This is a genomic window from Azospirillum thermophilum (genome assembly GCF_003130795.1).
GTDB classification, from domain to species: Bacteria; Pseudomonadota; Alphaproteobacteria; order Azospirillales; family Azospirillaceae; genus Azospirillum; species Azospirillum thermophilum.
In genome coordinates, this window is the sequence record NZ_CP029352.1 from 139,236 (window position 1) to 165,000 (window position 25,765).

At 71.2% G+C, this 25,765-nt stretch carries 22 protein-coding genes and 1 pseudogene (1 of these 23 running past the window's edge); 12 read left to right on the top strand and 11 right to left on the bottom strand.

The annotated features are described in order from the left end of the window. Window positions 1-10: 10 nt before the first annotated feature. Window positions 11-646, top strand: a complete 636-nt coding sequence (fdh3B, locus tag DEW08_RS00635; protein ID WP_109323653.1) for a formate dehydrogenase FDH3 subunit beta — start codon at window positions 11-13, stop codon at window positions 644-646. A gap of 99 nt (window positions 647-745) precedes the next feature. Further along, the gene (locus DEW08_RS00640; protein ID WP_181449411.1) at window positions 746-1,768 is read left to right on the top strand and encodes a formate dehydrogenase subunit gamma; all 1,023 of its coding nucleotides are present in this window, start codon (window positions 746-748) and stop codon (window positions 1,766-1,768) included. A gap of 90 nt (window positions 1,769-1,858) precedes the next feature. Here the strand turns inward: DEW08_RS00640 and DEW08_RS30925 are convergent, their stop codons facing one another. Beyond that, window positions 1,859-2,035 carry a hypothetical protein gene (locus tag DEW08_RS30925; protein WP_168220216.1) on the bottom strand — a complete coding sequence of 59 codons (177 nt, stop codon included), beginning with the start codon at window positions 2,033-2,035 and terminating at the stop codon, window positions 1,859-1,861. A 149-nt stretch (window positions 2,036-2,184) separates the two neighbouring features. On the opposite strand from DEW08_RS30925, the gene nadA reads away from it, so the two are divergent. From nadA to nadC, 4 genes and pseudogenes are all read left to right on the top strand, one after another. Further along, a complete protein-coding gene (gene nadA, locus DEW08_RS00645; RefSeq protein WP_109323654.1) occupies window positions 2,185-3,228 on the top strand; it encodes a quinolinate synthase NadA in 1,044 nt (347 codons plus the stop codon). A gap of 118 nt (window positions 3,229-3,346) precedes the next feature. Continuing rightward, window positions 3,347-4,356: pseudogene (locus DEW08_RS31805) on the top strand (FAD-binding protein); the annotation flags it as partial. A gap of 237 nt (window positions 4,357-4,593) precedes the next feature. Next, entirely contained in the window at window positions 4,594-4,923 is a 330-nt protein-coding gene (locus tag DEW08_RS31810; protein WP_245986120.1) for a hypothetical protein, read from the top strand. Window positions 4,924-4,952: 29 nt separating this feature from the next. Continuing rightward, a complete protein-coding gene (nadC, locus tag DEW08_RS00655) occupies window positions 4,953-5,783 on the top strand; it encodes a carboxylating nicotinate-nucleotide diphosphorylase (protein WP_425429090.1) in 831 nt (276 codons plus the stop codon). A gap of 34 nt (window positions 5,784-5,817) precedes the next feature. On the opposite strand, the gene DEW08_RS31815 is transcribed toward nadC, so the two are convergent. From DEW08_RS31815 to gltA, 3 genes are all read right to left on the bottom strand, one after another. Beyond that, complete coding sequence (locus DEW08_RS31815) at window positions 5,818-6,135, bottom strand: NUDIX hydrolase (protein ID WP_245986038.1); 318 nt, start codon at window positions 6,133-6,135, stop codon at window positions 5,818-5,820. Next, on the bottom strand, window positions 6,075-6,848 hold the full coding sequence (locus DEW08_RS00660) for an NUDIX hydrolase (RefSeq protein WP_245986040.1): 774 nt from the start codon (window positions 6,846-6,848) through the stop codon (window positions 6,075-6,077). The genes DEW08_RS31815 and DEW08_RS00660 overlap by 61 nt, the downstream gene beginning before the upstream one ends. A gap of 133 nt (window positions 6,849-6,981) precedes the next feature. Then, window positions 6,982-8,313 carry a citrate synthase gene (gene gltA, locus DEW08_RS00670; RefSeq protein ID WP_109323657.1) on the bottom strand — a complete coding sequence of 444 codons (1,332 nt, stop codon included), beginning with the start codon at window positions 8,311-8,313 and terminating at the stop codon, window positions 6,982-6,984. Window positions 8,314-8,435: 122 nt separating this feature from the next. Here gltA and DEW08_RS00675 point away from each other — a divergent pair, with 122 nt between their 5' ends. From DEW08_RS00675 to DEW08_RS00690, 4 genes are all read left to right on the top strand, one after another. Continuing rightward, window positions 8,436-8,648: a hypothetical protein gene (locus DEW08_RS00675; protein WP_109323658.1), complete on the top strand. Its 213-nt coding sequence runs from the start codon at window positions 8,436-8,438 to the stop codon at window positions 8,646-8,648. 144 nt (window positions 8,649-8,792) lie between these two features. Then, complete coding sequence (locus DEW08_RS00680; RefSeq protein ID WP_109323659.1) at window positions 8,793-9,902, top strand: AAA family ATPase; 1,110 nt, start codon at window positions 8,793-8,795, stop codon at window positions 9,900-9,902. A gap of 3 nt (window positions 9,903-9,905) precedes the next feature. After that, window positions 9,906-10,553, top strand: coding sequence for a DUF3226 domain-containing protein (locus tag DEW08_RS00685; protein WP_109323662.1), 648 nt, complete (start codon window positions 9,906-9,908; stop codon window positions 10,551-10,553). Between the two features lie 23 nt (window positions 10,554-10,576). Further along, window positions 10,577-11,335 carry a C40 family peptidase gene (locus DEW08_RS00690; RefSeq protein WP_109323663.1) on the top strand — a complete coding sequence of 253 codons (759 nt, stop codon included), beginning with the start codon at window positions 10,577-10,579 and terminating at the stop codon, window positions 11,333-11,335. On the opposite strand, the gene cobA is transcribed toward DEW08_RS00690, so the two are convergent. Genes cobA through nirB form a run of 4 tightly spaced genes read right to left on the bottom strand, consistent with a single transcriptional unit; the run spans window position 11,279 to window position 17,675 of the window. Then, on the bottom strand, window positions 11,279-12,196 hold the full coding sequence (gene cobA / locus DEW08_RS00695) for a uroporphyrinogen-III C-methyltransferase (RefSeq protein ID WP_109323666.1): 918 nt from the start codon (window positions 12,194-12,196) through the stop codon (window positions 11,279-11,281). The two genes, DEW08_RS00690 and cobA, sit on opposite strands and share 57 nt — an antisense overlap. Next, on the bottom strand, window positions 12,171-14,858 hold the full coding sequence (locus tag DEW08_RS00700; RefSeq protein WP_109323667.1) for a nitrate reductase: 2,688 nt from the start codon (window positions 14,856-14,858) through the stop codon (window positions 12,171-12,173). Before DEW08_RS00700 ends, cobA begins: the two co-directional genes overlap by 26 nt. After that, the gene (gene nirD, locus DEW08_RS00705; protein ID WP_109323669.1) at window positions 14,851-15,204 is read right to left on the bottom strand and encodes a nitrite reductase small subunit NirD; all 354 of its coding nucleotides are present in this window, start codon (window positions 15,202-15,204) and stop codon (window positions 14,851-14,853) included. The genes DEW08_RS00700 and nirD overlap by 8 nt, the downstream gene beginning before the upstream one ends. 5 nt (window positions 15,205-15,209) lie before the next feature. Next, window positions 15,210-17,675: a nitrite reductase large subunit NirB gene (nirB, locus tag DEW08_RS00710; protein ID WP_109323670.1), complete on the bottom strand. Its 2,466-nt coding sequence runs from the start codon at window positions 17,673-17,675 to the stop codon at window positions 15,210-15,212. 816 nt (window positions 17,676-18,491) lie between these two features. Between nirB and DEW08_RS00715 the strand changes: the two genes are divergently transcribed. Next, window positions 18,492-19,073: a mismatch-specific DNA-glycosylase gene (locus DEW08_RS00715; protein ID WP_109323671.1), complete on the top strand. Its 582-nt coding sequence runs from the start codon at window positions 18,492-18,494 to the stop codon at window positions 19,071-19,073. Here DEW08_RS00715 and DEW08_RS00720 read toward each other — a convergent pair. Continuing rightward, a complete protein-coding gene (locus DEW08_RS00720) occupies window positions 19,058-19,927 on the bottom strand; it encodes a ParB/RepB/Spo0J family partition protein (RefSeq protein WP_109323673.1) in 870 nt (289 codons plus the stop codon). The two genes, DEW08_RS00715 and DEW08_RS00720, sit on opposite strands and share 16 nt — an antisense overlap. Further along, on the bottom strand, window positions 19,917-20,951 hold the full coding sequence (locus tag DEW08_RS00725; RefSeq protein WP_109323674.1) for an AAA family ATPase: 1,035 nt from the start codon (window positions 20,949-20,951) through the stop codon (window positions 19,917-19,919). The genes DEW08_RS00720 and DEW08_RS00725 overlap by 11 nt, the downstream gene beginning before the upstream one ends. Before the next feature lie 1,055 nt (window positions 20,952-22,006). Here DEW08_RS00725 and DEW08_RS00730 point away from each other — a divergent pair. Further along, the gene (locus DEW08_RS00730) at window positions 22,007-22,984 is read left to right on the top strand and encodes a replication protein RepA (RefSeq protein ID WP_109323675.1); all 978 of its coding nucleotides are present in this window, start codon (window positions 22,007-22,009) and stop codon (window positions 22,982-22,984) included. A gap of 49 nt (window positions 22,985-23,033) precedes the next feature. Here the strand turns inward: DEW08_RS00730 and DEW08_RS00735 are convergent, their stop codons facing one another. Then, a protein-coding gene (locus tag DEW08_RS00735) for an AAA family ATPase (RefSeq protein WP_245986042.1) crosses the window boundary here: on the bottom strand, window positions 23,034-25,765 show its 3' portion. It continues 1,009 nt past the right edge of the window; the window shows 2,732 of its 3,741 coding nt (coding positions 1,010-3,741); its start codon lies beyond the right edge, outside the window; it ends in the stop codon at window positions 23,034-23,036.

A 25,765-nucleotide genomic window follows, 5' to 3' on the forward strand; every position in this document is an offset into this window, starting at 1 on the left:
ACCGACGACGATGGCCCGCATGAAGTTCCTGTGCGACTCCGAGCGCTGCATCGAGTGCAACGCCTGCGTCACCGCCTGCAAGAACGAGCACGAGGTGCCCTGGGGCATCAACCGCCGCCGGCTGGTCACGCTGAACGACGGCATGCCGGGCGAGCGGTCGGTCTCCATGGCCTGCATGCACTGCAACGACCCGCCCTGCGCCGCGGTCTGCCCGGTCGACTGCTTCCTGCAGACGGCCGACGGGGTGGTGCTGCATTCCAAGGACCTGTGCATCGGCTGCGGCTACTGCTTCTACGCCTGCCCGTTCGGCGCGCCGCAGTTCCCGCGCTCCACCGACTTCGGCAGCCGCGGCAAGATGGACAAGTGCACCTTCTGCGCCGGCGGCCCCGAGGCCGACAACACGCCGGAGGAGTACCAGAAGTACGGCTCCAACCGGCTGGCCGAGGGCAAGCTGCCGCTGTGCGCCGAGATGTGCTCGACCCGCGCCCTGATGGCCGGCGACGGCGACGTGCTGGCCGACATCTATGCCGAGCGGGTGGTCCGCCGCGGCTACGGCAGCGGCGCCACCGGCTGGACCACCGCCTATGGCCGGCGCGACGCCGGCAGCGCGCTGGCACCCGGCGGGGCGGCGACCGGCGGATCGTAAGGGGCGGATCCCGGGCGCCACCGCCCCGCCCCTTTCGTCCGCCCCTCCCTTCGTCCGCCCTTTCATCCGCCGCGCCGGGATCATTCGGAGACGACCGCCATGCCCCTGCTCCGCCTCTTTCCGACCCTGGGCCTCTTTCCGTCTCTGGGCCGCCTTCTGGTCCTGGCCGCGATGCTGCTGGCCGCCCCGGCGGTCCAGGCGCAGCTCTACCAGACGCCCGGCCCGGCCACGCCCGCCACGAAGGACCAGGTGCAGCTCTATGTGCCGGAGGACAAGGAGATCGGGCGGATCAGCCTGCCCGACGAGAAGCTGTCGGTGCTAATCCAGCCGCAGGGGCGGGAGTGGCGGGAGTTCCGGTCGCACACGCTGCGGCTGCTGGTCGGCGGGCTGGTGCTGGCGATGCTGGCGGCGCTCGGCCTGTTCTACCTGTTCCGCGGCACCATCCGCATCCATGCCGGCCGCTCCGGCCGCATGGTCCCGCGCTTCGGCGGGCTCGACCGCTTCGCCCACTGGACGACGGCGGTCAGCTTCCTGGTGATGGCGGCGACCGGGCTGGTGCTGACCTTCGGCCGGCCGCTGCTGATCCCGCTGATCGGCCACCCGGCCTTCACCGGCCTCGCCGTCTGGTCGAAGTCGGTGCACAACTTCGTCAGCGTCCCCTTCGTCTTCGGCCTGCTCCTGATCCTCGTGCTGTGGGTGCGCGACAACATCCCGGAGAAGGCCGACTGGATCTGGCTGCGCACGCTGGGCGGCCTGCTCGACAAGGGCGGCGAGCATCCCGAGGCCGGCCGCTTCAACGCCGGGCAGAAGGGCGTCTTCTGGTCGGTGGTGTTCGGCGGGGCGGCGATGGCGTTGACCGGCTATCTGCTGATGGTGCCCTTCACGGTGACGGGGATCGGCGGGATGCAGATCCTGCACGTCATCCACGCCGTGCTGGCCGGGCTGATGATCGCCGCCATCATCGGCCACATCTACATCGGCACCATCGGCATGGAAGGCGCCTTCGACGCCATGGGCCGCGGCGAGGTGGACGAGAACTGGGCCATCGAGCACCATCACCGCTGGTACGAGGAGCAGCGCCGCAAGGGTCTTGCCCCCCCGCCGCCGCAGGCGGCGGAATAAAAGGGGGCGCCGCAGGCGGCGGAATAAGACAAGGCGCCCGCCGGCGGCGGAGCAGGAGAGGCCACCGCCCCGGCCGCGGAGCGGGAAGCGTTACCGCCGCGGCTGGCCGCTGAAGTTGCGGTGCCCGATCGAGGCGTCGTCGCCCACCCGCGTGGAGGAGGTGGCGAAGCTCTCGTCCGACGAGCGCGCCAGCAGGTCCGGCAGCAGGATGCCGGCGCCGACCGCCAGCACCACCACGGCGATCACGGCGCTCAAGAAGGCTTTCATCGCGGCTCTCTCCCAGGTTCGACCCGACATTCGTCCTCCCCCACAACAGCCCGGCCCCGGCTGCGGTTTCGCCACCCTCTTTTCGCGCTTGATATGCTCGATAAGAGCATATAGCTTTTTGCTCGCAACGAGCATTAAGGGAGCGACCCATGCCCGACACCGCCTTCCCGAAGCCGCCGCAGGCCCCGGAGGTCGGCGACCTCGCCTATACGCCCGAGATCGCGGAGGCGACCCGGCCGGCCTATGAGCGGATGAAGCGCGTCATGCCGGCGGTGGAGTGGCCGTTCCACGCCCCGCTCGTCCATGCCATCACCGAGTTGAAGCGCGAGCGCAACGCGGTGGTGCTGGCGCACAATTACCAGACGCCGGAGATCTTCCACGGCGTGGCCGACATCGTCGGCGACAGCCTGGCGCTGGCCGCCCGCGCGACCGAGACCGACGCCGACGTGATCGTGCTGGCCGGCGTGCACTTCATGGCCGAGACGGCGAAGCTGCTGAACCCGGCGAAGATCGTGCTGTGCCCCGACCTGTCGGCCGGCTGCTCGCTCGCCGAGTCGATCACGCCGGAGGACGTGCGGCTGCTGCGCCAGCGCTATCCCGGCGTGCCGGTGGTCGCCTACGTCAACACCTCGGCCGCCGTGAAGGCGGAGGTGGACATCTGCTGCACCTCCGGCAACGCGGTGGAGGTCGTGGAGTCGCTGGGGGCGGAGCGGGTGATCTTCCTGCCCGACGAGTATCTCGCCAAGCATGTCGCCAGCCAGACCAGGGTCGAGATCATCGCCTGGAAGGGCCATTGCGAGGTGCACGAGCGCTTCACCGGGGCGGAGATCGCCGACTTCCGCAGCCGCTTCGACGATCTGGTGGTCATCGCCCATCCGGAATGCCCGCCCGACGTGCTGGCCGCCGCCGACTTCGTCGGCTCCACCGCCCGCATGATCGACTATGTCGGCAAGGAGCGGCCGCCGCGGGTGCTGATGGTCACCGAATGCTCGATGAGCGACAACGTCGCCGCCTCCGCCCCGGAGACCGAGTTCGTGCGGCCCTGCAACCTGTGCCCGCACATGAAGCGGATCACGCTGGCGAACATCCTGGCCTCGCTGCGCACGCTGGAACCGCGGGTCGAGATCGCCCCGGATCTGGCCGCCCGCGCCCGGCTGGCGGTGGAGCGCATGCTGGCGGTCAAGCCGCGGTAGCGCCCCCTCCCCCTCCCCCCTCACCACGAGGTGCGTCATGACTGCACCGGTTCCCCATCTCGTCCCCTATCTCGTCCGGGACGCCGAGGTGATCGTCGTCGGCTCCGGCCTCGCGGGCATGACGGCGGCGCTGCGGCTGGCGCCGCGGGCGGTGACGCTGCTGACCAAGACGCCGGATCTGCCCGGCGGCTCCAGCGCCCATGCCCAGGGCGGCATCGCCGCCGCCATCGGGCCGCAGGACAGCCCGGCCGCCCATGCCGCCGACACGGTCGCCGCCGGGGCCGGGCTGGTCGACGCCGCCATGGCCGCCCTGCTGGCCGAGGAGGGGGCGGAGCAGGTCCGCGCCCTGCTGGCCGCCGGCCTGCCCTTCGACCGCGGGCCGGACGGCGCGCCGCTGCTCGGCCGCGAGGCCGCCCACGGCGCCGCCCGCATCGTCCATGCCGGCGGCGACGCCACCGGCCGCACGCTGGTCACGGCGCTGGCCGCCATCCTGCGCGCCACCCCCTCCGTCCGCGTCGAGACCGATGCCTTCGCGGTGGATCTGGTGGTGCGCGCCGGGCGGGTCTGCGGCCTGCTCGCCTTCCATCCCGAAGGCTGGGTGTTCCACCGCGCCCCGCGGATCGTGCTGGCGACCGGCGGCATCGGCGCCGCCTTCGCCCGCACCACCAACCCGCCGGAGGCGACCGGCGACGGTCTGGCCCTGGCGGCGCGGGCCGGCGCCCGGCTGGCCGATCTGGAGTTCGTCCAGTTCCACCCCACCGCCCTGGCGGTCGACGCCGATCCCGCCCCCTGCTGACCGAGGCGCTGCGCGGGGCCGGCGCCCTGCTGCTCGACCGGCAGGGCCGGCGCTTCATGCCCGACGAGCATCCGCTGGCCGAGCTGGCGCCGCGCGACGTGGTGGCGCGCGCCATCGGCCGGCGCGTGGCGGCGGGCGAGCCTGTCTTCCTCGACATGGCGCCGGCACTGGCCGCCCGGCCCGACGGCTTCCCGACCGTGCTGGCGCTGTGCGCCCGGCATGGGCTCGACCCGCGGCGGGAGCCGGTGCCGGTCGCGCCGGCCGCACATTACCACATGGGCGGGGTGCTGACCGACGCCGACGGGCGGACCAGCCTGGACGGGCTGTGGGCCTGCGGCGAGGTCGCCTGCACCGGCGTCCACGGCGCCAACCGGCTGGCCAGCAACTCGCTGCTGGAGGCGCTGGTGTTCGGCGCCCGCGTCGCCCGCGACATCGCCGCCCGCGAGCTGCCGCCGCTGCCGCCCGTCGCCCTGCCCGACCCGCCGGTGGCGCCGGCCGGGGTCGGCGGTTCCCTGCTCGACGCCATCTCGGACGAGGCGCGCAGCGTTCTCTACGAAGGAGCCGGGCTGGTGCGCAGCGAGCTGGGCCTGCGCGGCGCCCGGCGGCGGCTCGACCGGCTGGCGGCGGCGCTGGACCTGCTGCGGGACGAGGCCGGGACGGGGTCCGATCCGGAGGCCGTCCGCCGCTGGGGCGAGGCGCGCAACCGGCTGCTGGTCGGCCGGCTGGTCGTCTCGGCGGCGCTGGCCCGGCGGGAAAGCCGCGGCGCCCATTGCCGCACCGACCATCCCGACGCCGCCCCGGCCGCCGAACGTTCCATCCACACCCTGACCGACCTGTTCACCCTTGGCGCCGGCGCCGCCGGCCCGCTGCCCGGAGACGCCGCATGCCGCATCCTCTGAGCCCCGGCCCGTACCCGACCGGCTTCTCCATGGCCGAGCCCATCGTCCGCACCGCCCTGGCGGAGGATCTGGGGCGGGCCGGCGACATCACCACCGACAGCATCATCCCCGCCGACGCCACCGCGACCGCCCGCATCAACGCCCGCAAGGACGGCCGCGTCGCCGGGCTGGAGGCTGCGCTGCTGGCCTTCCGCCTGCTCGACCCCGAAGCCTCCTTCGCCATCGAGCGGCCCGACGGCACCGACGTGGCGCCCGGCGGCACCATCGCCACCGTCTACGGCAAGGCCCGCGCCCTGCTGACGGCGGAACGCACGGCGCTGAACCTCATGGGCCGGCTGTCGGGCATCGCCACCGCCACCCGCACCCTGGTCCGCGAGGTGGAGGGCACCCGCGCCCGCATCGTCTGCACCCGCAAGACCACCCCCGGCCTGCGCGTGCTGGAGAAGCAGGCGGTGCGGCTCGGCGGCGGCTTCAACCATCGCTTCGGCCTCGACGACGCGGTGCTGATCAAGGACAACCACCTCGCCGTCGCCGGCGGCATACGCCCGGCGGTGGAACGGGTGCGCGCCGCCATCGGCCATATGGTGAAGGTGGAGGTGGAGGTCGACACGCTCGCCCAGCTCGAAGAGCTGCTGGACCTGCCGGCGGCCCTGAGGGTGGACGTCGTGCTGCTCGACAACATGGATCCGGCGACGCTGCGCCGCGCGGTCGCCCTGGTCGACGGCCGCCTGCTGACCGAGGCGTCGGGCAACGTCACCCTCGCCACCGTCCGCGCCATCGCCGAGGCAGGCGTCGACATGATCTCCTGCGGCTGGCTGACCCACAGCGCCCCGAACCTCGACATCGGGCTGGACATGTAGGGGGCCTGGGTACACAGGGGGCGGAGCCGCCTCCTCACTCCCCCGCCGAGGGGATGGCGCCGGCACTGGTGCGTTCGTGGATGGCCTGGCGGCGGAAGCGGTAAAGCTCCGCCGGCCGGCCGCCGGTCTGGCTTTCGAAGCTGCCGGTCGGTTCGACGAAGCCGCCGGAGATCATCAGGCGGCGGAAATTCTGCTTGTGCAGCCGCTCGCCCGACAGCGCCTCCACCACGCGCTGGAGCTGGTGGAGCGTGAAGGTGCCGGGCAGCAGTTCGAAGACGATGGGGCGGTACTTCAGCTTGCCGCGCAGCCGCTCCAGCGCCGCCGCCAGGATGCGCCGGCCGTCGCGCGCCATCGGCCGGCCGAGCGCGCGCGGCATGATGCCCCCGGCGGCCGGTCGAGCCGGCCGGCCCGGTGGGCGAGGTCCCGGTCGCGGAACGCCTCCACCACCAGCCCGGCTTCGTAGAGCAGCTCGTAGCGCTCCAGCACGCGTTCCATGTCCCAGCCGCTGCCGTCGCCGTCGATGGCGAAGGCGAGCTGGGCGCGCTCGCGCCGCCGCGCCCGCAGATCCGTCTCGCGGGTCGCGGCGATCCAGTCGCGCAGCGCCGGCAGGATCACCCCGTCGAGCAGGGCCGGCCGGCTGTCCCGCCAGTCCTCCCACGGGAAGAAGTCGTAGAGGTCGCGCCACTCCGCCCCGGCCTCGCCCCCGCTCCCGCCCAGCGGAGCCTCGCGGACGAGTGCCAGATAGCCGACGACGACGGAGCGCGGGCCGCCGAACAACTCGTGCGGGTCGCGGAAGCGGTCGCCGAAGGTGTAGAGCTGCTCGACATAGCGCAGCGACAGGCCGGACAGCCCCTCCGCCACCGCGCGCACGCCGTCCTGCAGGGTGCGGAAGCGGCCGGGTTCGAAGGCGGCGCCGGGAAGCGCGTCGCGGTGGGGAAGCGGCTCGTCGCCGCGGCGATGGCTGGCCGGAACCTCGAAGCCGCTGCGCACGGCCACCACCCGGGGACGGCCGTCCTCCACCGCCACGATGGCCGCCGCCAGCCCCACCTGCACCCCGTCCGTCACCCGCGCCGCCTTTTCGGTTCTTGTCGCTTGCGCCCTGCGCCCGAGCGTCCCCGTCCGGGACGATCCTCCCCGCTCCCGCCATGATGGCCGGGGCAGGCCCGGCCATCTGACGGGATGTCCCCCTCGCGGGCCGTTACCGCCTGGCGAGCGGCACGAACTCGCGGGCCGGCGTGCCGGTGTAGAGCTGGCGGGGACGGCCGATCTTCTGGGCCGGATCCTCGATCATCTCCTTCCACTGGCTGATCCAGCCGACGGTGCGGGCCAGCGCGAACAGCACGGTGAACATGCTGGTCGGGAAGCCCATCGCCTTCAGGATGATGCCCGAGTAGAAGTCGACGTTCGGATAGAGCTTCTTCTCGACGAAGTAGGGATCCTCAAGCGCGATCTTCTCCAGCTCCATCGCGATGGCGAGGTGCGGCTCGTCCTTGATGCCCAGTTCGTTCAGCACCTCGTAGCAGGTCTCGCGCATGATCTTGGCGCGCGGGTCGTAGTTCTTGTAGACCCGGTGGCCGAAGCCCATCAGGCGGAAGTTGTCGTTCTTGTCCTTGGCGCGCTTGATGAATTCGGGGATGCGCTCGACCGAGCCGATCTCCTCCAGCATCTTCAGCACGGCCTCGTTGGCGCCGCCGTGGGCCGGGCCCCACAGCGCCGCGATGCCCGACGCGATGCAGGCGAACGGGTTGGCGTGGGAGGAGCCGGCGAGGCGGACGGTGGAGGTCGAGGCGTTCTGCTCGTGGTCGGCGTGCAGGATGAAGATCTTGTCCATCGCCTTGGACAGGATCGGGCTCGGCATGTACGGCTCGCAGGGCGTGCCGAAGGTCATGTAGAGGAAGTTCTCGGCATAACCCAGGTCGTTGCGCGGGTACATGAAGGGCTCGCCGACCGTGTATTTGTAGGCCATGGCGGCCATGGTCGGCATCTTGGCGATCAGGCGGTGCGCCGCGATCTTGCGCTGCAGCGGGTCGAAGATGTCGGTCGAATCGTGGTAGAAGGCCGACAGCGCGCCGACCACGCCGACCATGATGGCCATCGGGTGGGCGTCGCGGCGGAAGCCGCTGTAGAACTTGGCGAGCTGCTCATGCACCATCGTGTGGTAGGTGATGGTGCGCTCGAAATCGTCCTTCTGCTGCGCGTCGGGCAGGTCGCCGTTCAGCAGCAGGTAGCAGACCTCCAGGAAGTCGCAGTTCCGCGCCAGATCCTGGATGGCGTAGCCGCGGTGGCGCAGGATGCCCTCGTCGCCGTCGATGTAGGTGATCGCGGAATCGCAGGCCGCGGTGGAGGTGAAGCCCGGGTCGAAGGTGAAGTAGCCGGTCTCGCCGTAGAGCTTGCGGATATCGATGACCCGCGGCCCTTCCGAGCCGCCGAGGACCGGCAGCTTGACGGTCTTGCCGGTGGCGTCGTCGGTCAGGGTGACGGTCCCGACCTGCTGTCCGGTGCCGTGGGGGTGGGGCGTGTTGGTGTCCATGGCCTTCTCGGTCTCCTCATTCCCGGCTGGTCCGGCCGGCGTGGCGACGGCCCGGCATGATGTCCGGCGAAACATCCGACGCTTCCGGTCGTTTATCGACAGGACAGTAACACGAGGACGCCATGACCGACACGCCCCGAAACGACAATTCCGGCTCAGGGGAAACCCCGCGGCCGGACGATGTGGCGCAGGACCGGCCGAAGGACCGGCAGGAGCCCGGCCGCACCCCCGGCGACGGCACCCTGCAGGACGCCACCCCCGCCGGCCTGTCCTCCGACGAGCTGCGCGACCGCGCCGAGGACACCGAAGGCTCGGTCCAGCCGGGGACGGGGTGACCCAGGGGACGGCTCCTCCGCCCGCCCCTCCGGCCCGTCCCTGGGCCGGGGCCGGGGCCGGGCGGAGGGACGTTCCGGCGTGGCGAGCCGCGGGGCCATCCGCTAGAATGGCGCGGGCCCGACGACCTGCAAAGACTGGCGGACATGTTCCAAAGCGTTGAAATCAAAGGCTATCGCGGCCTCGACCGCCTGACCATGAGCGGCCTGGGCAGGATCAACCTGCTGGTCGGCACGAACAACAGCGGCAAGACCTCGGTTCTCGAGGCGCTCTATCTCCTGGCATCCGATGGTGATCTGGGAGCGATCTGGGAAATCCAGACGAGCCGCGGGGAAAGGTTCGGCGATCTGAGAGGGGAAGGCGATCCGCCGGAGATCGAGGTCTGCCATCTTTTCCATGGGCATGACTTGAACAATTTCGCTCAATTTACTGTGTCAGGCGCAGAACAGGATGTGCGCCGCAGGCTTCATGTTTATGTTGATGCCGTTCTAGAAAGAAACGAAGCGCAAGTTAAATTCTCTTTTCTTGAGGATGAGAGAGAGGAAGGGGTTTACTTAGTTGTTCGCATGGATGACGAGGTCCTTGACCCGCCCCATTTCCCTTTGACAGAGCGTGGAGGCATTTCACTCCGCACTTTCCAAACAGGCCGACATAGATCCCGCCGAAACCAGTCTGGGTCGAGCGCACGTTACATCTCGACGGGATCACTTTCCCCTCTCCAACTCCACGAATTGTGGAACGGCATAGTCCTGACCGAGGGGGAGGATCAGATCCTCGATGCTCTGCGTGCCGTGGAGCCGAAGATCGAACGGATCGCGCCGCTGACGGCGGCCCCCTCCTCACTTGCCGCCTCCCGGCGCGGCGGGTTCGTCGTGAAGATTGCCGGAAACGATGTTCCGGTGCCGATCGGCAGCCTGGGGGACGGTATCTGGCGCATGCTGTCCATGGCGCTCGCGCTGGTGCGGGCCAAGGACGGCGTCCTGCTGGTCGATGAAATCGATACGGGCCTGCACTATACGGTCATGGACAAGATGTGGACGCTGATCGCGAAGACGGCGGAGGCGCTGAACGTGCAGGTCTTCGCCACGACGCACAGCCAGGATTGCGTCCACAGCCTCGCCTCCATCTGCCGCAGGGACGTCGAGGCCGGCAGCCGGGTGACCATCCAGCGCATCGAACCGGGGCAGCAGGCCGCGGTCCCCTACAGCGAGGCGGAGATCACCGTCGCCGCCGAACGCCGGATCGAGGTTCGCTGACCCATGGGCACCGCCAACCGGAAGCATCTGCTGGTCGAAGGCCATGACGACCTGTACGCGATCGTCCAACTGATGGCCGCCCATGTCCCCTGGGGAAACACCAAGGAAGAGCGGCCGGTGGTAATCGAGCAATGCGGCGGCGTCGAGAATATCCTGGCCACCGGCTTCATCTCCACGAAACTGAAGTCGCGTGAAGTGGAAACGCTGGGCATCGTCGTCGATGCGGATGCGGATTTCACCACCCGCTGGGCCCGCCTGCGCTCGTTATGCCTCGGCCAGTTCCCGGAAATCCCGGAAACCGTCGCCCCCGGCGGGCTGGTGATCGACAACGCGCAGGGCAAGCGGCTGGGCATCTGGATCATGCCCGACAACAGCTCCCGCGGCATGATGGAGACCTTCCTGGGCTTCCTCGTCCCCGATGGTGAGGAACCGGTCTGGCGAAAGGCGCAGGCGGCCGTCCGCGAGGCCCTGGAACTGGGGGCGAAGTGCCGGGACGCCCATCTCGACAAATCCAACATCCACACGTGGCTGGCGTGGCAGGACCCGCCGGGGCAGAGCTTCGGAACGGCTCTCCTCCAGAAGATTCTGGACCCGAAGTCTTCGCATGCCGGCCCCTTCGTGACCTGGTTCCGCACCCTTTACCGGCTCTGACCGGCCCGCAGAGAGAGTTTCCGATGACGATCCGCCAACTGACCGCCCCGCAAGCCCTGATTCTGGAGGAGCCGCGGGCCGGCGTGTCCCAGGTCAGCGAAATGCTGTTCGGCGAGACCTTCGCCGTGCTCGACGAGGCGGGCGGCTGGCTGAAGGTGGAAAGCCGCTTCAACGGCGAGACCGGCTGGCTCGCCCCCGGCACGCCGGCGGCGGAGCCGGTCGCCCCCACCCACCGCATCCGCGGCCTGCGCGCCGACCTGCACCCCGCCCCCACCCACCGGGCCCCGCCGGTCGGCACGCTGAGCTTCGGGTCGGGGGTGACGCTCGACGGGCGGGCGGAGAATGGCTGGGTCGGGCTGAGCAACGGGCTGTGGCTGTTCGGCGGGATGGTGGAACCGGTGGACGCCCCGCCCGCCCGCGATCCCGTGGCGACCGCCCTGCGCTTCCTGGAGACGCCCTATGTCTGGGGCGGGCGCAGCGCCTTCGGCATCGACTGCTCCGGCCTCGTCCTCACCGCCATGGCGGCGGCCGGGCTGGTCCTGCCGCACAGCAGCGGCCGGCAGCGCGCCGACGAGCGGCTGGGCGCCTGGCTGACCGACGACGGCGTCGGCACCGAGTGGCGGCGCGGCGACATCGTCTTCTTCCCCGGCCATGTCGGGATCATGCTGACCGGGACGGAGCTGCTGCACGCCACCGTCTTCACCATGACGGTGGTGGTCGAGCCGCTAGCCGAGGTCGCCGGCCGCGCACCGATCAACGGCGGCCGGCGCCCCGCCCTGTAGCCCGTCCCGCTGGGCCCCATCCCGCTGGGCCAGGGCCCCGCCGATCAGCAGCAGCGTCGGGCCCTTGCCGGCGGCGATCCCCTGCCCGGCCATCGCGCCGAGCGTCGTGCGCCAGCGCCGTTCGTCCGGGCGGCAGCCGTTCTCCACCGCCAGCACGGGCGTCGAGGCCGGAAGGCCGGCACCGGTCAGTCCCTGCCCGACGGCGCGGGCCTGGTCCCGCCCCATGTAGATCGCCAGGGTCCCCTGCGGGTCGGCCAGGCGCGCCCAGTCCGGCTCGAACCGCTCGCCGTCGCGGCCGTGGGCGGTGACGAAGGTGACGGCGCGGGACACGCCGCGGCGGGTCAGCGACAGGCCGGCACCCGCCGCGCAGCCGAGCGCCGCGGTGATGCCGGGGATGACCGTCACCGGGATGCCATGGGCGTCGAGCGCGTCGATCTCCTCCCCCGCCCGGCCGAAGATCATCGGGTCGCCGCCCTTCAGCCGCACCACCCGCCGGCCGGCCAGCGCGCGGGCGACGATCAGGGCGCTGATCTCCTCCTGCGGCAAGGAGTGGCGGCCGGAGCGCTTGCCGACGCAGATCCGCTCGGCCGTCGCCGGGACCAGATCCAGGATGCCCTCGCCGACCAGATGGTCGTAGAGCACCACCTCCGCCGCCGCCAGCGCCTTGACCGCCGCCACCGTCAGCAGGTCGGGATCGCCGGGGCCGGCGCCGACCAGCGCCACGCTGCCCGGCGGAGGGCGCCGCGTCGAGCGGGCGCCGGAGGCGGAGCGGCGCAGCGTCACCACCGCCCGCAGCCCCTCCCCCACCCGCAGCAGGAGGCCGAGCAGGCCGGGGTCAGGCAACTTCACGCTGGCGTGCATGCTGAAGCACCTCCTTCAATTCGGGAACGCATGACCCGCAGTTGGTCCCCGCCTTCAGCGCGCGGCCGATCTCCGGGACCGAGGTCAGACCCTGATCGCGGATCGCGGCGATCAGGCGGGTGAGGCCGACGCCGAAGCAGGAACAGACGATCCGGCCCTGGTCCGCCGTCCCGGCCGCGGCACCGGGCGCCCGCCCGGCCAGCACGGCCGCGCGGTCCCCGGCGTCGAGCCCGTCCGCCGCCAGCAGCCCGGCGAGCCAGGAGCGCGGCGGCAAGGCGTCGCCGGCCGCCAGGAACAGGCAGCCCTCCAGCCTGTCCTGGCACAGCCAGGCGCGGCGCCGCACGCCGCGGGCGTCGTCGCTGTACTCCACCACCGCGCCGTCGGGGGCGAAGCCGGGCAGCCAGGCCAGCTCCTCCAACGCCGGCAGCCGGCCGGTGCCCGCCAACTCCACCAGATGACCACCGGTCACCACGCGACGCGCCCAATAGCCGTCATGGGCCGGCTCCACCGGCCGGCGCGCCAGCAGGAAGCCGGTCCAGGTGGGCCGGTAGGGCTCCACCGCCGCCGGCATCCGCTTGAGGTCCGGCTGGCCGGAGTGGGGGTCGACCGCCTCGTCGTCGATCAGCCGCCCGATCACCGCGCGGGCGGCGAAGCGGTCGGTCCAGTGCATCGGCAGGAAGAGGGTGCCTTCGGCCACCGCCTCCGTCACGCGGACACGGACCAGCGCTTCCCCGGCCGCCGTGGTGACGCGGGCGAGGCCGCCGTCCGCCACGCCGCGCGCCGCGGCGTCGGCCGGATGGATGTCCAGGCAGGGCTCCGGCGCATGGGCGGACAGGCGGGGTGACAGGCCGGTGCGCGTCATGGTGTGCCACTGGTCGCGCAGCCGTCCGCTGTTCAGCAGCAGAGTTCCGGCCGGCAGCGGGCGGGGCAGCGGCGCCGTCCGCACCGGGACGAGCCGCGCCCGGCCGCTGCCGGTGAAGAACCGCCCGTCGCCGAAAAGCCGCCGCTGCGGACCCTGCCCTGCCCGCCGCGGCCAGGCTGCCGGGGCGAGCGTTTCAAATTCAGCGTCGCTCAGATCCGCCAGCGCGCCGATGTCGAAGGCGCGGCGGCCGTCATTCTCGAAGGCCGACAGGGCGGCATGCTCGCGAAAGACCGCCGCGGCGGTCTCATAGGGGAAGGCGTCGGCGAAGCCCATGGCGCGCGCCACCTGCGTGACGATCCACCAGTCGGGCCGCGCCTCGCCGGACGGCGGCAGGAAGGCGCGCTGGCGGGAGATGGTGCGGTCGGAGTTGGTGACGGTGCCGTCCTTCTCGCTCCATCCCACCGCCGGCAGGCGGATATGGGCGAGGCGGGCGGTATCGGTGTCGGCGATGCAGTCGGAGACGATCACCGTCCCGCAGGCGGCCAGCGCCCGGCGGACGCGGCCGGCGTCGGGCATGCTGACGGCCGGATTGGTGCCCATGATCCAGACCGCCCTGATCTCCCCCCGCTCCACCGCGCGGAACAGGTCGACCGCCTTCAGCCCCGGCCGGGCCGCCATGCGCCGGGCCCGCCAGAAACGGCCGACGCGCTCCACCTCCTCCGCGCCGAAGCCCATATGGGCGGCAAGCTGGTTGGCGAGGCCGCCGACCTCGCGCCCGCCCATCGCGTTGGGCTGGCCGGTGACGGAGAAGGGCCCCATGCCCGGCCGGCCGATCCGCCCGGTCAGGAAATGGACGTTCAGGATGGCGTTGACGGTGTCGGTGCCCTGGCTCGACTGGTTGACGCCCTGGGAATAGACGGTGACGACGCGCTCGGCCGTTGCAAATTCAGCGTAGAATCCGCTGACGTCGTCCACGCTGATTTTGCAACGCTCCGCCACCGCCGCCGGGTCGGGCGCCTCGGCACGGGCGGCGGCCAGCGCCTCCCCCTCTCCCTCCGCATGCTTGCCGACGAAGACGCCGTCGGTGAGGCCTGCATCATGCAGATGGGTCAGCAGCCCGTTGAACAGCAGGGCGTCGGTACCGGCGCGAATGGCGAGATGGCGGTCGGCCCCGTCCGCCGTCGCCGTGCGCCGCGGATCGACCACGACGATGCGGGTGCCGCGCGCCGCCTTGGCCGCCAGCAGCCGCTGGTACAGCACGGGATGGCACCAGGCGAGGTTGGAGCCGACCAGCACCACGAGGTCGGCCAACTCCAGATCCTCGTAGGTCACCGGCACGGTGTCGGCGCCGAAGCCGCGCTTGTGCCCGGCGACGGAGGAGGCCATGCAGAGCCGCGAGTTGGTATCGACGTTGGCCGAGCCGATGAAGCCCTTCATCAGCTTGTTGGCGACGTAGTAATCCTCGGTCAGGAGCTGGCCGGACAGGTAGAAGGTGACCGATTCCGGCCCGTGCTGCGCCACCGTCCGGGAGAGCCGCGTTGCGACTTCAGCGATGGCGGTGTCCCAGCCGACCCGGCGCCCCCCGATCTCGGGGTGGAGCAGGCGGCCGCCGCCCCGCTCGTTCGGCACCAGCGTTTCCGCCAGCGCCGACCCCTTGGAGCAGAGCCGCCCGGAATTGGCGGGATGGTCGGGATCGCCGCGCACGGCGACCGTGCCGTCCGCCGCCACGCTGGCGACGACGCCGCAGCCGACCCCGCAATAGGGGCAGGTGGTCCGGATGTCCCTCCCGGCATCAGCCATGGCAGCCACCCCGGCCGGGGGTGCGGGCGGCGAGAGCCAGCGAGATCACCCCGCCCTCGATCCGCACCGGGACATGGCCGGCACAGCCCTCGTCGGGGGCCACCGCCTCGCCGGTGGCGAGTTCGATCACCCAGTTGTGCAGCGGGCAGGTGACGCGGCGGCCGTGCACGATCCCCTGCGACAGCGGCCCGCCCTTGTGCGGGCAGCGGTCCTCCAGGGCGAAGACCTCGTCGGTCGCCGTGCGGAACAGCGCGACGTCGCCGAAGGCCGTCTTCACGACACGGGAGCCCTGGCGGGGAATGTCCGCCACGCTGCCGACTTCGGTCCAGGCAATCATCTGATCCATGGTCGTTACCCCACCAGTTCGGCAAGCGGTGCGAATTCGTGACGATCGACGCCCCTGGCGGCGCGCTCCGCCCACGGGTCCTCCTGCGAGAAGCTCTGGGAGAAGAGGAAGCGGGCGTGCAGCGCCCTGCGCCCCCCGGCATCCCCGACCAGCCGCCTGCGGATGTGGTCGAGGCCGACGCGCTCGACCCAGGGCGCGGTCCGCTCCAGGTAGCGGGCCTCCTCGCGGTAGAGCTGCAGGAAGGCGCCGGTGTATTCCAGCACCTCCTCCTCCGTCGCGACCTTGGCCAGCAGGTCGCAGGCGCGGACATGCATGCCGCCGTTGCCGCCGACATGCAGCTCGTAGCCGCTGTCGACGCAGACGACGCCGAGGTCCTTGATCGTCGCCTCGGCACAGTTGCGCGGGCAGCCGGAGACGGCCAGCTTCACCTTGTGCGGCGTCCAGGTGCCCCAGGTCATCTTCTCCAGCTTCACGCCGAGGCCGGTGGAATCCTGCGTGCCGAAGCGGCACCATTCGGAGCCGACGCAGGTCTTCACCGTGCGAAGCCCCTTGGCATAGGCATGGCCGGAGACCATGCCGGCGGCGTTGAGGTCGGCCCAGACCGCCGGCAGATCCTCCTTCTTCACGCCGAACAGGTCGATGCGCTGCCCGCCGGTGACCTTGACGGTGGGAATGGCGAACTTCTCGACGACATCGGCGATCGCGCGCAGTTCGCTCGCCGACGTCAGCCCGCCCCACATGCGCGGGACGACGGAATAGGTGCCGTCCTTCTGGATGTTGGCGTGGGCGCGTTCGTTGATGAAGCGCGACTGGTAGTCGTCCCGGTACTCGCCCGGCCAGGCGCACAGCAGATAGTAGTTCAGCGCCGGCCGACAGGAGGCGCAGCCGTCCGGCGTGGACCACTCCAGCGCCTGGAAGACGTCGGACATCGTCTTCAGCCCGTGTGCGACGATGGCCGCCCGCACCGCGTCATGGCCGTGCGTGGTGCATTTGCACATCGGCTTGACCGCCGGGGCCGCGGCATAGCCGTCGCCCAGCGTCGCCGCCAGCAGCGTCTCCACCATGCCGGTGCAGCTTCCGCAGGAGGCGGAGGCCTTGGTGTGGGCGCGCACCTCGTCCAGGCTGGTCAGGCCCTTGTCCCTGATGGCCGCGGTGATGGTGCCCTTGCACACGCCGTTGCAACCGCAGATCTCCGCACTGTCCGGCAGGGCGGCGACGGCGGCGGCAGGGCTCGCTGCCTCTCCTCCTCCGAACCCCTGGCCGAAGATCAGCGTATCGCGCTCGGCGGAGACGTCGGCACCGTCCTTCAGCAGCGAGAAGTACCAGGGGCCGTCCCTGGTATCGCCGTAGAGCACGGCGCCGAGCAGCCGGTTGTCCTTGAGGACGAGGCGCTTGTAGACGCCGCGGGCGGCGTCGCGGAAGACGATGTCCTCCGTCCCCTCGCCGCCCGAGAAGTCGCCGGCGGAGAAGACGTCGACGCCCGTCACCTTCAGCTTGGTCGAGGTGACGGAGCCCGCATAGGCCGCCTCCGTCCCGCCGGCCAGCCGCTCGGCCAGCACCTTCGCCATCTCGAACAGCGGCGCCACGAGGCCCCAGGTGACACCGCGATGCTCGACGCACTCGCCGACCGCATGGATCGCCGGGTCGGAGGTCCGCATGGCGTCGTCGACCTTGATGCCGCGCCCGCAGTCCAGGCCGGCCGCCTTGCCGAGCGCGATGTTCGGCCGGATGCCGACCGCCATGACGACGAGGTCGGCCGGCAGCTCCCGCCCATCCTTCAGCCGCACGGCGGTGACACGCTCGCTGCCGCCGATCCCGCCACCGATGATCTCCGCGGTGTCGGCACCGGTCAGCACGGTGATGCCGCGCGCCTCCAGCTCCCGCTGCAGCAGCGTGCCGGCGGAGGGATCGAGCTGGCGTTCCATCAGCGTCGGCATCAGGTGCACGACGGTGACGTCCATGCCCTTCAGCGCCAGCCCGTTCGCCGCCTCCAGCCCCAGGAGTCCGCCGCCGATCACCACGGCCCGGCCGCCCTTCGCCGCCGCCTCCAGCATCGTTTCAACATCAGCGAGGTCGCGGAAGCCGATCACCCCCGGCAGGGTCGCCCCCGGCACCGGAATGATGAAGGGCATCGATCCGGTCGCCAGCAGCAGCCGGTCATAGCCCAGCGTCCGGCCGGACAGCGAGGTGACGGTGCGGGCGGCGCGGTCGATCGCCTCCACCGGCTCGCCGGTCAGCAGCGTGATGCCGTTCGCCTCGTACCAGGCGCGGTCGTTCAGGATGATCTGCTCGAAGCTCTTTTCCCCGGCCAGCACGGGGGAGAGCATGATGCGGTTGTAGTTCGGGTGCGGCTCGGCCCCGAACACGGTGATGTCGTAGCGGTCCGGCGCCCGCGCCAGCAGCTCCTCCACCGTGCGGATGCCGGCCATGCCGTTGCCGACGACGATCAGGCGTTCCTTCTGGGCGGTCATGCGCGGTGCTCCCGGCTGGAGGGGAGACCGGGGGTTAGGGCCGGAAACGGGTGGTGCATGCTCATGGCGTCTGCCTCGTCTTCGGTCCGGTCCGCCGCGATCGCGCGGGGGGAGCCGGTGCGGAAAAAAGAAATGGCGCCCGAACCGGCCGGCTTCCCCGGTGGGGAAGCCTGCCAATTCGGACGCCATTGCCCGGACGGTTCGTCGTCGAACCCTTATTGTTCGGCCCCGGCGTCGCTGCGTCGCGCCGCCCGGGCCTCAATTCGCGGGTACCGACGACGTTGCCGGTCTCCCGTGAAGCCTCGCATCCGGTATCGCAAGCCGCGTGCCAGAGCCCCGGGTCCGGTGGGGCAGGGACGGGAAAGCGAGGGAGTCCGCGGGTCGGGGCGGTCGGAAGGGCCGCGGCGGACCGGGCAGGGGCTGCTGCGGTGCGGCACCGGCTTTGACCAGAGTATGGGCAGAGGCTGCCTTTCTGGCGAAAAATTGATCAGGCTTCTGCACGGGAATCAGCCGGGATGGCAACGCTGAATTTGAAACGGGCAGGGCGATGGACACAGGTTGCTTGTCCGGTCCGCCCGTCCATGGCACACTCCGGCCATCCTGAAAAGCTGCGAACACCGCCCCGGATCGCCGGCCACAGCCGATACCGGCGCCTCTCGAGTCGCGGAAGCGATTCTCAGGTTTGGTAGCATTCGGAGCCGGAAAGCCTTGAAAAGCCTGGGTTGCCGGAGGCCGGCGTTACGACTTCAGCGTTGCCGCAATGGCCGCCGGCGATTCCCTGTTGCATCTGTCATCGGCCAACGCTGAAGTCGCAACATGGACAGGATGCTCCCCCCACCGGAAGGCCCGCTGCCGGACATCGTCGCCCCCGGTATCGCCGTGCTGTTCGTCGGCTTCAATCCCGGCCTGAGGTCGGGCGCGCTCGGCCACCACTATGCAGGGCGCGGCAACCAGTTCTGGCGGCTGCTGGCGGCGGCCCGCCTGACACCGCGCCTGTTGCCGGCGGAGCAGGACCACACGCTGCCCAGCCATGGGCTCGGCTCGACCAACCTCGTGATGCGGGCGACGGCGACCGCCGCGGACCTGAGCCGGGCGGAGCTGCGGGCCGGCGTGCCGCGGCTGCGGCAGATCGTCGAGGCGATCTGGCCGCGGATCCTCGCCTACACCGGCAAGGGCGTCTATCTGGCAGCCAGCGGACTCGCCGACGCCCCCTGGGGAATCCAGGACAGCGGCCTGTTCGACGGCGTGCTCGACATCGTCGTGCCGTCACCGAGCGGTCTCGCCCGGCTGCCCTTCGAGGACAAGCTGCGCTGGTACCGGCTGGTGAAGGAGGAGGCGGACCGCCTCGTCGCTCAGACCCCTGTGACTAAGGCCCCCTTCACTCAGGCCAGGAGCTGATCCAGCAGGGCGTGCAGCCGCCGCAGCTCTTCCCACTGGCTGTCGGTCAGTTCCTTGCGGTGGTCGCGCAGATCCCGCACATCGACGGCGGCGAAGTCGCGGGCGATGCGCTGCGCCGCCTCGACCAGACGGAAGACCGGCGGGGGAGCCGGCTTGCGCTCCGCCCGGGCGGCGTCGCCGCCGGCGCGCTTGGCCTCGCGCAGAGCCTTGACGGTGCCGCCGTCCTTGATGGTGTCCCACAGGCGGCGCTGCAGCGCCGGGTCGTCCACCGCGGCGATCTCCGTCAGGATGCTCTTGGGCACGCTGCGGTACCGGCCCTCATACTCGTCCAGAATGTCATCGGGCAGGCGGAGCAGAGACAGGGTGCGGGTAACCTCGGCCTGGCTGCGGCCGATCACCTGCCCCAGCTCCTCATGGGTGTAGTCGTGCCGCTCGATCAGCCGGGCGAAGGCGCGGGCAAGCTCCAGGGCGTCGAGGTCGACACGCTGGATGTTCTCGATCAGCGCCAGCTCGTCGGGGTCGCCGTCGGTGACGATGGCGAAGATGGTCTTGCGGCCGGCCAGCGCACAGGCGCGCAGGCGCCGCTCCCCCGCCACCAGACGATAGGTGCCGTCGTCCGCCTCCTGCACCAGCACCGGCTGCTTCAGCCCGTGCCGCTCGATGGAGTCGGCCAGCTCGCGCAACTGCTCCTCGTCGAAGTGCCGGCGCGGCTGGTCGGGGTTGCGGTACACCTTATCTATGTCGACTTCGATCAGCCGGGGGAAGTCGGCCGACAGTCCGAACAGCGCATCGCCGCCGCGCTGGGCCGCCTTGTCGAGGATACGGCTGCTGGTGCGTTCGAGCTTACGGGGCATGGGCGCTCTCCGCCGGGCTGGTCGTGTTCGTCAGATGCGCGATGACGGCCCGCGCCAGCTCCGCATAGGCCTGCACGCTGGTCGAGTTGGGATCGGCCTCGATCGCCGGGCGGCCGGCGCCCGACGCCTGGGCGAACAGCGTGGCGCGGGGAACCGGCGGCAACACGCGGGTGCGGCCGACATAGTGGGTCTGGATTTCCTTCAGGCTCGCCTGATCCTGGGTGAGGCGCGCGGAGTACATGGTCGGCAGGATGCCGAAGATGTTGAGCGACGGGTTGGAGCGCCGGCGGATCTTGGCGATCGTCTCCATCAGCAGCGGCACGCCGAGTCCGGCGAACACCTCGGTCTGCACCGGGATCAGCACGAGGTCGGACGCCGCCAGCGCATTGATGGTGAGCAGGCCGAGGTTGGGCGGACAGTCGATCACCATCACGTCGTAGCGGCCGCGCAGCTCCGCCAGCTTCTCCTTCAGCACCAGGGAATTGTCGGGCTCCGCCACCAGCTCCGTCTCGGCGGCGGCGAGGCCGATGCTGGAGGGGGCCAGCGTGAAGGCGCCGTCGCAAACCGGCCGCAGGATGGTGTCGAAGGAGGCGCCGCCCCGCAGCACGCCGTAGAGCCCCTTGCGCGCGGTCTCGATCTCCCCCGGATCGAGACCGACATGCACCGTGGCGTTGGCCTGCGGGTCGCTGTCGATCAGCAGGACCCGTAGCCCCTGGCTGGCCAGCGCATAGGAGAGGTTGACCGCCGTCGTCGTCTTGCCGACCCCGCCCTTCTGGTTGGCGACCGCGATCACCGCCCGGCGGACGAGTCGCGGCTTTCCGTCATCGGGCTGGTCGGCCTCGGCGACTGCCTGCGACTGCAGGAAGGCGGCGACCTGCTGGGGAATGCGCTCGGCCCCGCTCTCCCACCGGCTGACGCGGGAGCGGTCATAGCGGCGGTTGAGGTGGCCGTTCAGCCATCCGGCGAATCCCTGCTGGTCTTCGCCGCGCCGTTCGCGGATGGCGCGCAGTTCTTCGCCCGTCATGGGACCTCCGGGAATTTCTCGCGGCCGACTTTACGGATGTGACGCAAGCGGTCAAGCCCGGGCGTGCGGCTTGCGTCACCGAACCGGCGGATCCTCGTTTCATACGACGTCGTATGAGACAGCGATCCTATACGACGTCGTATGAGGAGGCTTCTTGTGCAGTGCCGCGACTCGCCGAGTCGTTCCGCCGTCGCATCGATCGCAGGCAAATCGGCCACGGCGTGCCGGAGCGTTACAAATTCAGCGTCGATTCCGCTCCACTATAGCGAGTCGGTCATTGAAGAGTCACGATTCCCATGTTTCAAATTCAGCGTCCGGTCCACGACTGATCCAGGGGACTCCCCGTTACAAATTCAGCGTCGACTCGCCGATTCGCTGGAAGCCCTGGAAAGCCTCGCTTTTGTCGCTCCGCGTTACAAGATCAGCGTGCCCAAAATCCTGTCCCGCCGAGCCTTCGCCATGAGCCGGACGTTTCAAATTCTGCGACGCTCAGCCCTGGAAAGCCCCGACTCGCTCCGCCACAGGTCCGTGCCGTTGCGTTTTCAGCGAAGATCGAGGTTCCGGGGAGGGCAGGGTGCCCGCCTGTCCGCCGGCAAGCCCGCGCGCACCGGTCTACAGGGACTCTGAATCGGGAGTCTCATATAGGACATGGTTGCGAATTCAGCGTGGAAAACCGCCCTTTTCGTTGCGACTTCAGCGCAAACAAGTGCCCCGGCGTTGCGACTTCGGCGAGACTGCCGTTGCGTCTTCAGCGCGGCGGATCCGCTGCCGTCCCGCCTGCTGTTGCGGACTCAGCGAGGACAACGGCCCGTCCCCTGTGGAAAAGCCGCTGCAGTCCTGCAGCCGCGTCGCTGAGTTTGTAACGCCCCGTCCCGGAAGCCGGCCGCCGCACCGGGGCTGCCGCCCGTCCTATCGCTGAAGTCGCAACGGAATCTGCACGGAGCGTTGCAAACTCAGCGAATCGTGGTATCGACACCGCTTCACAGCCACCACATTTTGTGGTTTGTGAGAGACGGTGATGTCGCGGCGGTAACGAAAGTCGGTTGAGGGTGTCCATGGCCAAGATCCACGAGCAGCTGACCCTGGAGGGGTTCGAAGCGGTCCTTGCCCGCACCGAGGACCCCAAGGAGCGGCGGCGCGTGATCATGGCGCACGAGGCGCTGTCCAACGAGATGGACGCCATCGGCTACCTCCATGCCGGCTTCTGCCAGGCCTCGCTGCCGCACCGCAAGCCGAAGGACGAGACCGCCCCCTGGGTGCGCAACAACGGCCGCTACCAACTCGTCGTCCGTCCCGGCATCCTGCCGCTGCGCGACGGCACCGTGCTGGACGTCGGCGTCCCCTACGGCGCCAAGGCGCGCCTGATCATGATCTACCTGCAGACCGAGGCCCGCAAGACGCGCAGCCCGCACGTCGACCTCGGCCCAAGCATGAGCGCCTGGCTGCGCCGCCTCGGCCTCGCCCCGACGGGCGGCGAGCGCGGCAACTACAAGCCGGTGCGCGAGCAGGTGCTGCGCATCGCCCGCTGCGAGTTCACCCTGCGCACCACCACCGGCAACAGCAGCGCGGAAATCTCCGATCAGCGCCTGATCGACGGCATCAAGCTGTGGCGCGACGACGAGGACACCCCCGACCTGTTCCGCACCGGCGGGGAGTGGGTGCGCTTCGTCCGCCTGACCCAGAGCTTCTTCGAGCATCTGATGGAGCATGCCGTCCCGCTCGACGAGCATGCCATCGCCAAGCTGAAGAACTCCGCCCTGGCGCTCGACGCTTATGTCTGGCTGGTCCACCGCCTGCACCGGCTGGACAAGCAGACCTTGGTGCCCTGGCACGCGCTGTCCCAGCATTTCGGCTCGGTCAGCGAGCACCGCGTGCTGGCCTTCCGCCTGAAGGAGGCGCTGAAGGACGTCATGGCCGTCTATCCCGACGCCAACATCGAGCCGACGTCGAAGGGCCTCGTCCTGCGACCGTCGCCGCCGGCCGTTCCCTCCAACAAGCACCTGATCCTGCGCCCCGCCGCGATCCGCGGCTGAGGCCGGGAGCGATCCGAACGGAACGGTGCCGGGGATCAGCCCAGCGCCATCATCTCCTCCTGAACCAGCGGGGTGCCGGACGCCCCGCGCACCCGCACGACGCTGCGGCCGCCGCCCAGCGGCTCCACCCGGATCTGCACGCCGATCCGGTCGACCATCGCCGGCACATGGCTGATGACGCCGACCTGTCGGCCGCTCGCCTGCAGGGCCTCCAGGCAGGAGAGCGCGACGTCGAGGCTGTCGGATCGAGCGTCCCGAATCCCTCGTCGATGAACAGGGTGCCGATCCCGCCGGCCGTCCCCGCCGCCATCGCCGACAGGCCTAGCGCCAAGGCCAGCGACACCAGGAACAGCTCGCCGCCCGACAGGCTGTGCACCCCGCGCCGCTCGTCGGCCATCTCGCGGTCCACCACCTGGATTTCCAGGTCCGCCCCGGCGACCCGTTCCAGCCGATAGCGGCGCGCCAGATCCTCCAGATAGCGGTTGGCCTGGACCAGCAGCGCATCCAGGCTGAGGCTCTGGGCGAAGTTGCGCATCTTCTGCCCGTTGGCCGAACCGATCAGCTCGTTCAGCGAGGCCCATAGCCGGTAGCGTTCCCGCTGCGCCTCGACCGCCCCCATGATCGAGGCGAGCCGATCCCGGTTCTGCCGGTCGGCGTTCAGCCGCCCGCGCAGCTCGGCCAGCCGGTCGCGCAGCGCCCGCAGCCGCTCGCCCGCTTCCGCCAGGGCGGCCTGCGCCTCCTCGGCGGTCAGGGCGGGGACGCCGGCCGCATGATGCTCCCGCCGCTGCCGCTCGCGCTCCGCCAGCAGCAGGGAGGCGTCGCGCCGTGCCGTTTCAAAATCAGCGAGGGCGGCTTCCTCCCGCTCCAGCCAGCCCTCGTCATGGGAGAGGTGGCGCCGCGCCTCCTCCACGCCGACCGCGCAGGCCTTCGCCCCGTCCTCCAGCCGCTCCGCCGCCTCGGCGGCCTTGCCGGCGCAGGCGTGGGCCGCTTCGCGCCGCGTCGCGACCTCCTGTTCGGCGGCGGACAGGCGGGCGGCGGCATCCTGCCGGGCGATGGTGGCGTGATCGACCAGCGCATGGGCGCGGGTCCGGCGGGCGTCCAGCCCGGCCCGCACCTCCGCCACCGGCCGGCCGTCGAGCAGTCCCGCCCGCTCCCGCCGGGCATCGCCGACCAGCCCGGCCAGACCGTCCACCCGCTCCCCGGCCGCCGTCGCCGCCGTCTGCGCCGACTCATGGGCGGCGGCGCGGGCGGCCAGCGCGGTCTCCGCCTCGGCCGTCCGGCCTGCCGCCTGGGCCAGCGCGGCTCGCTGAGTTTGAAACGCCGTGACCTTCCCGGCGAGCGTCGTGGAGAAAACCTGCGGATCGCGGGCCAGCTCCGCCCGCCAGCCCTCCAGGGCGGCGAAGGGCAGGGCGAGCTCCTCCAGCGCCTCCGTCCGGTCCTGGTCGGCGCGGTCGCGCCGGGCGCCGGCGATCTCCCCGGCATGGCGGGCGTCGGCCAGCTTGCGGTCCAGCGCGTCCATCGCCGCCGCGGCCTCGGCACGCGCCGCCTCGCACCGCCGCCGCTGCCCCTGAGCCGCGTCCAGCCGGCCGCGGTGGTCGATCGCCAGCGCCTCCGCCGCCGCGACCTCGGTCAGGTCCGCCTCCACCGCCGCCAGCGCCGTGCGCACCGCGGTTCCGTCCGGTTCGGCCGGAAGCGCAAGACCGGAATGGGCTGCGGTCCACACCGCCAGCCGGTCCGCCTGCTCCCGTGCGCAGTCGGCACGCCGACCGGCGGCCTTCGCCGCGCCCTCCCGCGCGGCCCGGCCGGCCGCCTCGTGCGCGCCATGGGCGCGGGAGTGGCGGGCGAGATCGGCCTTCAGCGCGGCGACGCGGTCCTCCTGCTCGTGGGCCAGCCGGGCCAGCGGGCTGTCGCCGCCCGCTGCCCAGGGATGTTCGGCCGCCCCGCAGACCGGGCAGGGCTCCCCCTCCACGAGCTGGGCGCGCAGGCTGCCGACATCCTCCCGCCTCGCCAGCCGCAGCCGGTGAAGCGTCGCCTCCGCCTCGGCAAGCGCCGCCTCGCAGAGCCGCTGGGCCTCTCCCGCCGCGCGGGCCAGCCCGTCCTGCGCCTCCGCCTCCTCCAGACAGCGGGCCTGCTCCGCCTCCGCCTCCGCGCGTTCGCGCGCCAGCCGGTCCAGCGTATCGGCGAGGACGGCAAGCGTGGTCAGCCGGTCGCGCCGCTGCGCAAGGGATTTCCGGCGCTGACCGGTGTCCTCGAGCGGCGGCACGGATTCGGCCTGCAGGGCGGCAAGTGCCGCCTCCGCCGCAGCGAGCGCCTCCGTCGCCCTGGCGTGGTGTCCGGCCAGGGACTCGCGCTCGCCCATGAGGGTCGCGCTGGTTTCAGCCTGGCGCCGCACCTCGCGCTGCGCCTCGGCCAGGGTGCGCGACGCCGCGGCATGGCGCGACATCGCCGCCTCCCAGCGCGACCATTGCTCGACCACCGGGGCGAGGGGACCACGGGCGGCAAGCCACGCCTCCCGCTCCGCGACCTCGGCGCGGGCCTCGTCGAGCGTGCGCTTCGCCTGCTCCAGCGCCGCTGCGGCCTCGGCCAGCCGCCGCCTGGCACTGCTGCGCTCCGCCTCGGCCGCCCGCTGCTGGTCCTCCAGCGCGGCGATCTTGCCGTCGAGATCGGCGGCGCGGACGAGCTGCGGTTCCGCCTCCTGCTGGGCGAGGCAGGCTGCCTCATAGTCCCGCCGCGTGCCGGCATGATGGGCCGTCGCCGTCTCCACCGCCTTGCGCGCATCGG